At 67.3% G+C, this 13,405-nt stretch carries 9 protein-coding genes and 1 tRNA gene; 4 read left to right on the forward strand and 6 right to left on the reverse strand.

Annotated elements, in window-relative coordinates:
• Positions 1–97 precede the first annotated feature (97 nt).
• Together dapF and PHP91_RS15095 are read right to left on the reverse strand one after the other, a co-directional pair.
• Positions 98–946 (reverse strand): diaminopimelate epimerase, encoded by an 849-nt coding sequence (dapF, locus tag PHP91_RS15090; protein WP_300142514.1) that lies wholly within the window; start codon positions 944–946, stop codon positions 98–100.
• Positions 947–988: 42 nt separating this feature from the next.
• Positions 989–2,263: an amino acid permease gene (locus tag PHP91_RS15095; protein ID WP_300142517.1), complete on the reverse strand. Its 1,275-nt coding sequence runs from the start codon at positions 2,261–2,263 to the stop codon at positions 989–991.
• A gap of 110 nt (positions 2,264–2,373) precedes the next feature.
• Between PHP91_RS15095 and PHP91_RS15100 the strand changes: the two genes are divergently transcribed.
• Positions 2,374–3,312, forward strand: a complete 939-nt coding sequence (locus PHP91_RS15100; protein WP_300142520.1) for a LysR family transcriptional regulator — start codon at positions 2,374–2,376, stop codon at positions 3,310–3,312.
• Between the two features lie 33 nt (positions 3,313–3,345).
• A complete protein-coding gene (locus tag PHP91_RS15105) occupies positions 3,346–5,247 on the forward strand; it encodes a molybdopterin-dependent oxidoreductase (protein WP_300142523.1) in 1,902 nt (633 codons plus the stop codon).
• A 615-nt stretch (positions 5,248–5,862) separates the two neighbouring features.
• On the opposite strand, the gene PHP91_RS15110 is transcribed toward PHP91_RS15105, so the two are convergent.
• From PHP91_RS15110 to PHP91_RS15120, 3 genes are all read right to left on the reverse strand, one after another.
• Positions 5,863–8,109 (reverse strand): vitamin B12-dependent ribonucleotide reductase, encoded by a 2,247-nt coding sequence (locus PHP91_RS15110; protein WP_300142526.1) that lies wholly within the window; start codon positions 8,107–8,109, stop codon positions 5,863–5,865.
• Positions 8,110–8,292: 183 nt separating this feature from the next.
• Complete coding sequence (locus PHP91_RS15115) at positions 8,293–10,704, reverse strand: transporter substrate-binding domain-containing protein (RefSeq protein WP_300142529.1); 2,412 nt, start codon at positions 10,702–10,704, stop codon at positions 8,293–8,295.
• A 219-nt stretch (positions 10,705–10,923) separates the two neighbouring features.
• A complete protein-coding gene (locus PHP91_RS15120; RefSeq protein WP_300142532.1) occupies positions 10,924–11,076 on the reverse strand; it encodes a hypothetical protein in 153 nt (50 codons plus the stop codon).
• A 175-nt stretch (positions 11,077–11,251) separates the two neighbouring features.
• On the opposite strand from PHP91_RS15120, the gene PHP91_RS15125 reads away from it, so the two are divergent.
• A complete protein-coding gene (locus PHP91_RS15125) occupies positions 11,252–12,427 on the forward strand; it encodes a pyridoxal phosphate-dependent aminotransferase (protein ID WP_300142535.1) in 1,176 nt (391 codons plus the stop codon).
• Between the two features lie 95 nt (positions 12,428–12,522).
• Here the strand turns inward: PHP91_RS15125 and PHP91_RS15130 are convergent, their stop codons facing one another.
• Positions 12,523–13,206, reverse strand: a complete 684-nt coding sequence (locus PHP91_RS15130; RefSeq protein ID WP_300142538.1) for a DUF554 domain-containing protein — start codon at positions 13,204–13,206, stop codon at positions 12,523–12,525.
• Positions 13,207–13,316: 110 nt separating this feature from the next.
• Between PHP91_RS15130 and PHP91_RS15135 the strand changes: the two genes are divergently transcribed.
• Positions 13,317–13,403: transfer RNA gene (locus PHP91_RS15135), tRNA-Leu, on the forward strand.
• The last annotated feature ends 2 nt before the right edge of the window (positions 13,404–13,405 follow it).

The following is a 13,405-nucleotide window of genomic DNA, read 5'->3' on the forward strand; positions in this document are numbered from 1 at the left end:
ATCGAAGAACTGCTCGCCTAGGCGGCGACGCGAAAAACACGATGAAAGGCCCCGGCGACGGGGCCTTCCTTGTCTTTCCCCAAAAAAAACGGCGGCCCTACTTCAGCCCCATGGCCTCCAGGTACAGCTCGCCCTTGAAGGTGAGCTCGGCCGCGCCCTGCAAAAACAGCGCGCCGTCCTCGACGAAAACCTTGAGCTGCTCCCCGGCCGTGGTGGTCAGCGCGGCCGCCGTCCCGGTCAAGCCCAGGGTGTGGGCCAGGAGCTGGGTGGCCGACGCGCCGGTGCCGCAGGCGTAAGTCTCGCCCTCCACGCCGCGCTCGTAGGTGCGCAGCAGCATGGTCGAGCCGTCCACCACCTGGGCGAAGTTGACGTTGGTCCCGGCGGGCGCGAAATGTTCGTGGTAGCGCAGCTTGGGGCCGAGGTCCATGATGTCCACGGCCTCGACGTCGTCCACGAAAACCACGGCGTGGGGCACGCCGGTGTTGGCGAAGTGGATGGTCAGCGGCTTGCCGTCCACCGTCAGCTCGATGCCGGTCCTGATGCCGGTCGGCGGGGTGAGCTGGACCTTGACCTGGCCCGCGTCCTCGCCCTCGGTGAGGACCTTGGCGCGGATGGGCCCGGCGTCGGTGCCGAAGACGTGCTCGGCCGGGGCCAGTCCGATGGCGTGGGAGAGGCGGCCCGCGCAGCGCGAAGCGTTGCCGCACATCTCGGCCCGTGAGCCGTCGTTGTTGTAGAAGTGCCAGCGGTAGGCCAGCGCCGGGTCGTCGCTCTCCTCCAGGAAGAAGATGCCGTCGCCGTAGACGCCGAAGGCGCGGGCGCAGACCCTCTTCGCCCACTCGGGCATGTCGGCCACCGGGACCTTGAGCTCGCGGTTGTCGATGACGATGAAGTCGTTGCCGCAGCCCTGCATCTTGAAGAAGGGAACGGGGGTTCCGAAAAGGCTCATTGTCTGCTCCGTGGATGATCGGTTTTAGCCCGGCGGCCGGGACTAGGAATCCTTGATGGAAACCGTGGCGATGTCAAGGGCCGGGGCGGACCCCGTCCCGCGCCGGACCTGCCACAGCGAGAACATTCCCATGACCGGGATGGCAGCCAGGACCTGCCAGTTCGAGCGCGAGAGGATCACGGCCAGCCCCAGGCTGAGGCCCCCGGCCACGGCGCGCGGCAGGGGGCGGGTGAAGAGCCGCGCCGCCGCCAGGGTGCCGAGCAGGGCGTTGGTCAGGAAAAAACCGTCGGCCACTGCCACGATGACGGCCAGGTCCAGGACGCGGCGCGAGACCAGGAAAATCTGGAAGAGGTGGACCACGGTGTATCCGGCAACGGCCACCCAGGGCACGCCGCTTCCGTTGCGCCGGTCGAGGACGCGCGGCAACGCGCCTTCCTGCGCCAGGTGGGCCGCCAGCCGGACCACGCCGCCCACCACGACCAGGTAGGTGGTCACGCACAGGGCGGTGACGATGCCGCTCATGACCAGGGAGGAGGCGTCGCCGAAGAGCGGGGCGAGCAGCGCGCCCACGCCGGGGGCCGTCCCGGCCGGGAACACGCCGAACTGCATGGCCGAGGCCACGGCCATGAAAACCACGGCGATGGCCACGGCGGCCAGTACGGCCGCCCGGGGCACGGTGCGCCTCGGGTCCCGCACCTCGGCCCCGTAGTTGCCCACCACCTCCCAGCCGACCACGCCCCAGAACAGGAGCAGCAGGGTATAGCCCATGGCCCCGGCGTCGAAGGGCGGCAGGGGAGCGGCCGGGCCGGAGCGCAGAACCAGGGTGGCGGTGGAGCCCGCCAGGAGCAGGATGGTGGCGGCCGAGGCCAGGATGGTGGCCGCCCGCCCGACGTTGCGCAGGCCGCTGGCCAGCAGCAGGGCGCAGACGGCCTGGATCACCCCGGCGGCCGCGTAGGCCCCGGCGGGGGAGGAGGGGCGCAACTGGGGCGGCAGGTAGTCGGCGATGGTCAGCATGACCGCCGCCGGGCCGAACAGGGCCGCGCCGGAGAGGGTGAAGGCCGCCAGCCGCTTGGCCGCCGGGCCGAAGGCGCGCTCCACCGAATTGGCCGCGCCGCCCTCTCCGGGGAAGAGCGTGCCCACGTGGGCGAAGACGTAGGCGAAGGCCAGCCCGAAGCCCGCGATGAGCGCCCAGCCGACCAGGGCCCACGGCCCGGCGCTCTGGAGCGCCAGGGGCGGCAGGATGATGACGCCCGAGCCGAGCACCCCTCCCGTCATCATGAAAACCAAAGACGTGGTTCCGATTTTCCGTTGGGTCATGCAGCGTCCTTTGCTTGATTTATGCCGTCTATCATGCAACAAACTCGAAAAATCCAATTCGAAATCCCAGGGAGAGCGTTCGGTAATCCCGAATGCTCGCGGGAGGAGCCATGGACCTGCGCAAGCTGGAGTGTTTTCTGGCCATCGCCTTTGAGGGCAACCTGACCCGTGCGGCGGAGACCCTGTACCTGAGCCAGTCCGCCCTGAGCGGACAGATCAAGCAACTGGAGGAGGAGCTGGAGTTCCCCCTCTTCGAGCGGCGGGCGCGGGGCATGGCCCTGACCAGCGAGGGCGAGGCGCTGCTGCCCTATGCCCGTTCGGCCATTCAGGCCATGGAGGAGTTCCGGGCGCGCGCCGCGTCCCTCAAGAGCGCGGAGTCCACCCGGCTGGTGGTCGGCCTGAACACCGACCCCGCCTTCCTGCGCATGGCCGAGCTCTCGCGCCGTATGCGCGCCGTCCTGCCGGAAGCCCAGCTCTCCTTCATCGTCTCCCAGAGCCGCTACACCGCCGACGCCCTGCGCTCGGGCGAGATGGGCGCGGGTTTCCGTTTCGGCATGTGGGGCGAGGAGGGCGTCCACGACGAGCATATCGCCCAGGTGGCCCTGCGTATCGCCATCCCCATCAAGTGGGCCGACCGCGTCGAGCCCGGCGACTGGAAGGGGCTGGCCGCGCTGCCCTGGATACATTCCTTCTGGGGCTGCCCGTTCCACCTGGCCGTGCGCGAGCGCATGTCCGCCCACGGCGTGGAGCCCAACCAGGTGGAGCAGACCCAGGATGAGAACATCATGCGCGAACTGGTGGCCGAGGGCATGGGCGTGGCCGTGCTGCGCGAGGAGGACGCCAGCCGCCTGGTCAACGAAGAGCGGGCCGTGCTTTGGCCCGATACGCTCCAGGTGCCGCTTTGCCTTTCCTACCCCGCCGGGGCGGGCTACCGCTCGCCGCTCCGGGAATTCCGGGACGTGGTCCGCACCGTGTGGAGCGGCGCGGAAGACCTGATGCAAAACAGCCGAAAACAGCGGCGGGCCGAGACGTCCGCCCTGGAACAATAGCGCGGCCGACACCGGCCGTTTCTGGAGGAAGACATGCCGACGATCGCGGCTTGCAGCATGGACTGCGGCGATTCCTGCTCCTTTGTGGTGGACCTGGAAAAGCGGACCGTCCGGGGCAATCCGGAACACCCCTTCACGCGCGGCTTCTGCTGCCGCAAGGGGGCCAGATACTTCGAGCGCATCGACTCGGACGAGCGCATCACCACCCCGCTCATCCGCGAGGGCGACGGGTTCCGCGAGGCGGGCTGGGACGAGGCCCTGAACCTGGTGGCCGCCCGGCTCGACGCCGCCCGCGCCACGCCCGAGTCCATCCTGCATGTCCACGGCTACGGCTACCGGGGCATCCTGGCCACGGCCAGCTCCGTCCTTTTCCGCGCCCTGGGCGCCACCGCCACCCGCGGCTCGGTCTGCGACGAGGCGGGCATCGCCGCATCGATCCGCGACTTCGGCGTCCTGCACCAGAACGAGCCCGAAGACCTGCTGAACGCCTCGCGCATCGTCAACTGGGGCCGCGACCTGGACCGCTCCTCGGTCCACGTCCTCGACATCGTCAAGCGCGCCCGCAAAAACGGCACCGAGGTCCTGTCCATCTCCCCCGGCGGCGACTCCATGGCCGACTTCTCGGACGAGACCATCCGCGTCAAACCCGGCGCCGACCGCTTCCTGGCCGCCGCCGTGCTCAAGCTCTACCTGGAATCCGGCGAACTCAACCCCTGGGTCCTGACCCGCGCCGCCAACTGGCCCGCCATGCGCGGCCTCGTCGACGGCCTGATGCTGCGCGACCTCTGCGCCGCCTGCCAGGTCTCCGTGGACGACGTGGAAAAGCTCTACGACTGGTACGCCGACACCGGAAACACCGCCACCCTCATCGGCTGGGGCCTCCAGCGCTACCGCTTCGGCGGCCAGAACGTCCGCTTCATCAACGCCCTGGCCATGATCTCCGGCAACGTGGGCCAGCCCGGCGGCGGGGCCTACTACAACATTTCCTCCGGCCGCAACTTCGCCTCCTGGGGCCACCTCGTGGACGGCTACCAAATCCACGCGCACCGCCGCGAATTCCTCATCCACGACCTGGCCCGCGAAATGCGCCGCGCCGACCCGCCCGTCGATTTCGTCTGGATCGACGGCATGAACGTCGTCAACCAGGTCCCCGACTCCCTGGCCCTGGCCGAAGCCCTGCGCCGCCCCTTCGTCGTCTGCCAGGACTGCTTCATGACCGACACAGCGCTCGCGGCCGACGTCATCCTGCCGCCCGCTCTCATGTTTGAACGCGAGGACGTCATCGGCTCCTGCCTGCACAACTACGTCAACCACTGCGCCCAGGCCGTGCTACCGCGCGGCGACGTGCGCGTAGACTTCGACTTCCTCGCCGACCTCGGCCTGCGCCTCGCCCGGCCCGTCCGCCTGCCCGATCAGGATACCTGCCTGCGCGAAGGCCTCAAAAAGTCCGGCATCTCCCTCGACGAACTGCGCTCGCGCGGATTCGTCAAGGCCCATTACCCGCCCGTCGCCTTCTCCGGCCTGCGCTTCGGCCACCCGGACGAGCTCTACCGTTTCCCCGAAACCCTCACGCCCGACCCCGCGCGCGACCCCGACTACCCGCTCCAGCTCCTCTCCCTGGTCGATGGCAAATACCTCCAGTCCCAAGTCCCGGAAGCCGACCAGGCAGGCTACCCCGAAGTCTTCATCTCGCCCGCCTGCCAGGCCTGCGACGGCGTGGCCCCGGAACGGGACACCTACCTCGTCACCCCCCTCGGGGCCATGCGCGTCCTCGTCCGCTTCGACGAAACCCTCCACCCCGACGCCGTCCTCTTCCGACGCTCGGGCTGGATGAAATTCGGCCGAGTCCCCAACGTCGTCATCGCCCCCCAACCCACCGACATGGGCGACGCCTGCGCCTACTACAGCCAGGCCTGTCGGCTGGAGAACCGGTAGGGCGTGCGGGGAAATGCCGCTGGCGGCCGCCTCGCCGGCGGGGGCCGCCTTCGGCGCGACCAGGGCGCTGCCCTGGACCCGGCAGGGACGAAGCCCCTGCACCCCATTCTCCGCTGCGCGGGCGAGTAGCCCGGGAGCCGGGAGGTGGTTGGCGGGAGGCTTGGCTGGCGGCGGCTAAGCGGCGTCCTGAAAGGTTCGGCCGGTCCGTTCCCGCCCTTCGGGACGGGATCGGACCGGCCGAACCTTTCAGGACACAAGCCCACGCCGTGTGAACTGCTTGGTGAAGATTTGAAAAGTCTGCCATTACGGCGTCTGATCCATTGGCAGGGGCGGGGTTCTTGATTTGAGTACTGGCCGTTTTCTTTTCTTCAAAAAACACCCCGGCTGGGGCGAGCGGGCAGTCCGTCCCTGCGGGCGTGAGTCGCTTGACCGGGCTACGCCCCCGCGAAAGCGGAGAATGGTTTCCAAAGGCTCGCCTTTGGCGGGTCCAGGGCAGCGCCCTGGCCTCCCCGGAGGGGCCGCCGGAGGCATTCTCCCCATGCCGCATTCCCGCGCCCAATGAAAAGGCCGCTCCCGATCGGGAGCGGCCTTTTCATTGGGCGATGGGGGTGGGTCCTAGCCGCACTTGGTGTAGGCGCAGGACTTGCAGATATGGCAGCCTTCCTCGAAGACGAGGGGTTCGCCGCATTCGGGGCAGAGTTCGTGGTTGAGGGAGGCGACTTCGCCGTCGACGTGTTCGCCTTGCAGGTAGCGGGATTCGAAGACGTAGGCGATGGCGTCGGGGATGGATTTGACCAGGTGTTTTTTCATGAACTTGGGATTTTCGCCGCCGATGCCTTTGAGCTGCTGGACGATCTCGCGCACTTCGACGCCGGAGCGCAGGGCGAGGGAGACGAGCCGGCCGATGGCTTCGGCCTTGGCGGTGATGGAGCCGCCGGATTTGCCGATGGTGGCGAAGACTTCGAAGGGCTTGTTGTCGACCTCGTTGACGGTGAGGAAGAGCATGCCCAGGCCGGTGGCGATTTTCTGGGTGAAGCCGTAGATGACGTCAGGGCGGCCCTTGACCACGGATTTGCCTGCGGCCTTGGCGTCCTTGGCCTTGTCGCCGTCGCCGGTGCAGAGGACCTGGGAGGTTTTGGAGCCGTCGCGGTACACGGTGACGCCTTTGCAACCGTACTCGTAGGCTTTCCAGTAGATGTCCCAGATCTCTTCCTTGGTGGCGGAGTTGGGCAGGTTGACGGTCTTGGAGACGGCGTTGTCGGTGAATTTCTGGAAGGCGGCCTGCATCTTGAGGTGCCAGATGGGCGCGATGTCCATGGCGGTGACGTAGACGGTGCGGATTTCTTCGGGCAGGTGGCGCATCTTGCGGATGGTGCCGACCTTGGCGATCTCCTCCATGAGGTTGGGGGAGAAGGCGTTGGCGTCCTTGAGGGCGTTTTCGAAGAACGGGTTGGTTTCGACCAGCTTGTCGTTGTCCATGACATTGCGGACGAAGCTGAGGGCGAAGAGCGGCTCCACGCCGGAGGAGCAGCCCGCGATGATGGAGAGGGTGCCGGTGGGGGCGATGGTCGTGGTGGTGGCGTTGCGGTAGGGCCCGAGGTTGGCCTCTCCGAACACGGAGTCGGCGTAGGCCGGGAAGGCGCCGCGCTCGGCGGCCAGGGTCTTGGAGGCGCTGCGGGACTCGTCGTGGACGAATTTCATGATCCGTTCGCCCAGGTCCACGGCGGTCTGGGAGTTGTAGGGGACGCGCAGTTGGTAGAGCAGGTCGGCCCAGCCCATGACGCCCAGGCCGATCTTGCGGTTTTTGCCCACGGTTTCGGTGATCTGGGGCAGGGGGTAGATGGAGGCGTCGATGACGTTGTCCAGGAAGCGGACCGCGAGGTGGATGATCCTTTTCAGTTCATCCCAGTCGATTTCGCCGTCGTGGCCGTTTTTGCCCTTGAGGTAGCAGGTGCCCAGGTTGATGGAGCCGAGGTTGCAGGCCTCGTAGGGCAGGAGCGGCTGTTCGCCGCAGGGGTTGGTGGATTCGATCTCGCCCTGCTTGGGGGTGGGGTTGTCGCGGTTGATGCGGTCCAGGAAGACGATGCCGGGGTCGCCGGACTCCCAGGCCTTGTGGACCAGGAGGTTGAAGACGTCGCGGGCGTTGAGGGATTCGATCACTTCGCCGGAGTTGGGGGCGACGAGGTCGTAGTTTTCCTTCTTTTCCACGGCGCGCATGAATTTTTCGGTCAGGCCCACGGAGAGGTTGAAGTTGTTCAGCTCGCCGTCGCGCTCTTTGGCCTTGATGAACTCCATGATGTCCGGATGGTCGACGCGCAGGATGCCCATGTTGGCCCCGCGCCGGGTGCCGCCCTGTTTGATCTGCTCGGTGGCGCAGTTGAAGATGCGCAGGAAGGAGAGCGGGCCGGAGGCCACGCCCCCGGTGGAGCCCACCACCGAGGCCTTGGCGCGCAGCCGGGAGAAGGAGAAGCCGGTGCCGCCGCCGGACTTGTGGATCATGGCCGCGTGTTTCACGGCGTCGAAAATTTCCTCGATGGAGTCGCCCACGGGCAGGACGAAGCAGGCCGCCAACTGGCCCAGGCCGGTGCCCGCGTTCATCAGCGTGGGCGAGTTGGGCAGGAAGCGGTAGGAGGTCATCAGGTCATAGAACTCGCGCGCCAGGGCGGCGGGCTTGTAGGAGGAGTCCTTGTACTTGGCCTCCTCCTGGGCGATGGCCGAGGCCACCCGCCAGAACATCCCCTTGGGGTCCTCGTAGGGCACGCCTTCGGTGTTCTTGCGCAGGTACCGCCGCTGCAGGACTATCTTTGCGTTTTCGTTGATGATCGGTTCAGGCAAACGGGCGGGCATCTTGAGTTCCGACATAGAAGACCTCTTTTAACACATTGAAATATTGGAAAAAATATTTTGGAAAGCGCCCGGATGCAAGAGGGCGCTAGAGAATCTCTAGACTACAGAAAGTGGGTCCGAAAGGCCAGCGCAAATTGCACCGGGGCGTCAAAAACGGGGGAAACTCCCGCCCCGACTGGCCTGGCTGGCGACAGCTATCTAGGAATCGGTCTCACCGCTCTGCGCCGTCCAGACGGGCAGTGTCACGGTCAGGGTCGTTCCTTGTTCTTCGGAGGTGGTGAAGGCGATGTCGCCGCCCAGGGCTCCCGCGATGAGCCGGGCGGTGTAGGTGCCGAGCCCGGTGCCCTGGGGCTTGCCCGCGGTGACGTATTTTTCGAAGAACACGTCCCGGATGGCGGCGGGGATGGCGCCCATGTTGTGCACGGTGATGACGTGGCGCTCGCCGGTGCTCAGGTCCAGGGTCACGGTCCCGCCCTCGGGCGAGGCCTCGGCGGCGTTCTTGAGCAGGTTCAGGAGCAGGGCGTAGCAGGGCAGCTCGTCGGACCGGATCAGGAAGGCCGCGCGCGGCCTGGTCGGCCGGCCGCCCACGGTGACCTCCAACTGGATGCGGCGTGACCGCATCAGGTCGCCCAGCTCCTCGGCCACGGAGGAGACCACGGGCAGTAGGTCCACGGGAACGCGTTCCGGCTCGTAGACGCCTTCCTCCATGCGGTAGAGGGTGCGGGAGAGGGCGATGATGCCCATCATGCGCTTGGCCGCGTCGCGGGCGAGGGAGAGCAGGTCGAGCTGCCGGTCGTTCAGCCCGCCCCGGCGTTCCAGGAGCAGGAGCATGGTCTGCACGGCCAGGGTGGGGGAGCGCAGGTCGTGGCGCATCATCCGCTCCACGTCGGCGCGCAGGTGCTCCACCCGTTTGCGTTCGGTGATGTCGTCGAGGAAGCAGATGGCCAGTTCCGAGCCCTTGAACAGCAGGTGGTGGAGGCGCAGCGAAACCGGCATGGCCGGGCCCTGCAGGGTCTCCAGCGAGGACTCCAGGTTGAGCACCCTGGCTTGGACCAGCCGGTCCCAGAAAGGCTGCCAGGGCGTCATGGGCGGGAACGGGCCCAGGTCGGCCAGGTGTTGGCTGCGGATCTCGCCCCTGGTCCGGCCGAGCATGGTCGCGGCCGTGCGGTTGGCGTAGACGATGCGGCCCGAGGGGCGGACGCGCAGGATGCCCAGGGACGCGTTGTCCATGGCGAACTGGGTGAGGCGAAGCTCCTCCTCGGCCTTGAGTCGATGGGTGATGTCCGTGCCGAAGGAGAGGATGGCCGTCTCGTCGCCGCCGTTCATCGGGCCGATGGCGGAGTTGCGCCACAGGATGTGCCGCACCTCGCCGTCCTTGGTCAGCACGGGCGTCTCGAAGGTCTCGGCAGTGGGCCCCGGCCCCCCGCGGACCAGGCGGCAAAATTCGTCCCAGGCGAAAAGGAAACGCTCCCGGGGCACCACCAGGTCGAACCAGTCCCGGCCCATGAGTTCGTCGCGCGAGTAGCCGGTGACCGCCTCGCCCGCCCGGTTGAAGAGGCGCACCCGCCCTTCGTAGTCCAGACCGACGATGATGACGTCCGCGGACTCGATGATCTGCCGGGTGGCCGCGTGGGCCCGCCGGACCGCCTCCTCCATCCGCTTGCGCCGCCGGATCTCGCGGGCCAGGCGCAGGTTCCAGAGCAGGATCACCCCGAGCAGCGCGCTTGCGCCCAGGACCAAGCCGCCCACCAGGCGCCAGACCCTGGGCCGCGACACCCACTGGCCGTGGTGGAGTACGGTCCAGTAGTCGTCGATGGTCTTGCGTTCGTCCACGGAGATGGAGGCCAGGGCGCGGTTGACCAGGGCCAGCAGCACCGGCCAGTCGCGGCGCACGCCCACGGCCAGGGAGTGGGAATATTCGGTGATGGCCGAGATGCGGATGTTGACGATGCCCAGCCGCTCGGCCAAGGCCGCCACGGAGGCCTGGGCCCCGACATAGGCGTCGGCCCGGCCGGAATCCACGGCCCGCATGGCCTCGGCCGGGTCGTCCACGATCAGGAGCTTCAGCTCCGGATGGTCCTTTGCCAGCCGGGCCACGGGCACGCAGTCGCGCCCCACCGCCACGGTGGAACCGGCCAGGTCGGCCAGCCCGCTGACGAAGCGGAAGTCGGACCGGGTGACCAGCACGATGGGCAGGAAGACGTAGGGTTCGGACAGGACCATGGCCTCGGCGTTGGCCCGGTCCATCGGCAGGGCGGCCACCATGTCCACCTCGCGGGCCAAGGCCAGGCCGTTCATGGCCGTGAGTCCCGAGGCGCGCACCCGCCGAGGCTCGATGCCCAGCTTGGCCACGATGAGGTTGACGTAGGTGGGCGCCAGCCCCTGGAGGGAGCCGTCGTCGCCCCGGAACATGACCGGCGGCGGCCCGAGCCACAGGCCGAGCCGGATCTCCTTGTGCGCGTCGAGCCAGTTCCGCTCCTCCGGGCTCATGGATATGGGCCGGGTGTTCACCTGGAGCAGGGCGTCGTCGGCACTGGCCGCCGGCCCCGCCGCGAGGCAGGTTGCGAGGGCGAGAATCAGCAGGAATCGTTGGGAAAACGTCGGCCACATGCTCCCTCCGGGCAGCCGCCCCTCCCGCATTGCGCGATCGGGGGGGCAGACCTTGCATACCGCACTTTCGTCTCCGCTACAAACGCCTGAGAAAAATTATAAACGCGTCATGGATGCGCAGGGAGGGGCGACGCTCGCGGCGCTATCCGGCCTCCCCCGGGGCGGCGGTATTCGCCCCTGGCGCACCCTTGCGGGCAAGGCAGCCCGATGCGGTCGTTGTTAGAGCAGGGCCGAGCGCGACAGCCCGCATTGCCGGTGGCCGATCCAGTCGCGCCCCCACGCGGGGCAGGGCTGGGGCCAGTCGGCCTCCGGCGCGGCATCGAGCAGCGTTTGCTCGCTGGGTGCGCTGTGATCGCAGAAAAAAATCGGCATGAGCGCCTCCTTTGTGTTGGTTTGACGCCTTGATGCCTGAACTGTGAAACTGTAGACGGGTCAAGGGTCGAGGCAACATTTTCCCCGGCCCCGTTCAAAAGCGGATTTACCTTCGGTCCCATTTGGTCTATGGGGCGGGGGAGCGTCCAACCACCAACCATCGAGAGCAGGTTCCATGAAGATTTCCGAACGTCTGGCACGGATCAAGCCGTCCGCCACCCTGGCCGTCAACGCCAAGGCCCAGGAGTTGCGCGCCTCCGGCCGCGAGATCATTTCCCTGGCCGTGGGCCAACCCGACTTCGGCACCCCGGCCCACGTCCGCGAGGCCGCCAAGGCCGCCCTGGACGAGGGCTTCACCCGCTACACCCCGGTCCCCGGCATCCCCGAGCTGCGCGAGGCCGTGGCCGGGTATTACGCCAAATTCTACGGGGCCAAGGCCACCGGCGACAACGCCATCATCTCCAACGGCGGCAAGCAGGTCCTCTACAACCTGCTCATGGCCCTGGTGAACCCCGGCGACGAGGTCCTCATCCCTTCGCCCTACTGGGTCTCCTACCCGGCCATGGTCCAACTGGCCGAGGGCGTGTCCGTCTACGTGCCCACCACCGCCGAGCAGGGCTACCTCGCCACCCTCGACGCCCTGGAGGCCGCGCGCACCGAAAAGACCCGCGTGCTCATCCTCAACTCGCCCTCCAATCCCACGGGCTGCTGCTACACCCAGGCCCAGCTTGAGGCCATCGCCGCCTGGGCGCGCGACAACGGGGTCTTCATCATCGCCGACGAGGTCTACGACCGCCTGGTATACGCCCCGTTCGAGCCCGTCTCCCTGGCCAAGACCTGGGAGGCCCATCCGGAGACCATCGCCATCGTGGGCGCGCTCTCCAAGTCCTTCTGCATGACCGGCTGGCGCGTGGGCTACGCCCTGGCCCACGAGGAGCTGACCAAGGCCATGTCCAAGATCCAGGGCCAGTCCACCTCCAACATCAACTCCATCACCCAGAAGGCCGCCCTGGCCGCCCTGCGGGGCTCCTGGGACATCGTGGAGGAGATGAAGCAGGCCTTTGTCCGCCGCCGCGACCTGGCCTACGACGTCATAGCCAACGGCTGGGGCGCGCCCTGCCCGAAGCCGGACGGCGCCTTCTACCTCTTCCCGGTCCTCGACCAATTCTACACCGCCGACGCCCCGGACTCGGCCGCCATGTGCACCAAGATCCTGGAGCAGGCGGGCGTGGCCCTGGTCCCCGGCTCGGCCTTCGGCGACGACAAGTGCATCCGCTTCTCCTACGCCGTGGCCGACGAGACCCTCCAGGAAGCCCTCGACAAGGTCGGCAAGGTCCTCACCGGCAAATAGCCGGACCGCTACTGCGAAACGACAGGCCCGCAACCGGATGGTTGCGGGCCTGTTTTTTTGCGGAAAAGGAGAGGCCCGGCGCGCGGTCGGGCGGCCTAGCCGAAGATGGCGGTGAGGGCGACCACGTAGCCCAGGGCGGGCAGAAGGTTGGCCAGGCGGATTTCGGTGAGCTCCAGCAGGTTGATGGCGATGCCGATGATGAGCAGGCCGCCGCAGGCCGTGACCTGGGCGATCATCGGGTCGGAGAAGTACTGCTGGAAGAAGCCCGCGCCGATGGTCATGGAGCCCTGGTAGAGGAAGACCGGGATGAAGGAGAAGAGCACGCCGGAGCCGTAGGAGGCGGCCAGGGCGATGGAGGCGAAGCCGTCGAGGATGGCCTTGGTGTAGAGGATGGTCGGGTTGCCGCGGATGCCTTCCTCCAGGGAGCCGACGATGGCCATGGCGCCGATGCAGAAGATGAGGGAGGAGGTGATTAGCCCGTCGGTGAACTGGGCGTTGTCGGACTTGATGATGGTCTTGAAGCGGTTGCCGAGGCGTTCGAAGAGGGTGTCGAGCCGGAGGAGCTCGCCGGTGATGCCGCCGAGGAGGATGGAGAAGATGACGATGAGGATGTTGTCGACCTTGAGTGCCATCTGGATGCCGATAAGCAGGACGCACAGGCCGAGGCCCTGGAAGACGATGGCCCGGATGCGTTCCGGGAAGCGGGACTGGAGCCAGCATCCGAGGACGGAGCCGAAGATGATGGCCAGTGCGTTGACGATGGAACCGAGAGGAATCATGGGCGCATCCTTTGTCGGCGAGAGCCGTCCGAAGGTGCTAGCACCAAGCGTGTCGGGTGACAAGAAGATTGACAGGAACGCGTTGGCTGCCCTATGGAAACCTTCACCACGCCAGGGTGGCGGAATTGGTAGACGCAGCGGACTCAAAATCCGCCGGTAGCGATACTGTGAGGGTTCGAGTCCCTCCCCTGGTACCAGA

It is taken from the genome of Pseudodesulfovibrio sp. (assembly GCF_028692895.1).
Classification (GTDB): Bacteria; Desulfobacterota; Desulfovibrionia; order Desulfovibrionales; family Desulfovibrionaceae; genus Pseudodesulfovibrio.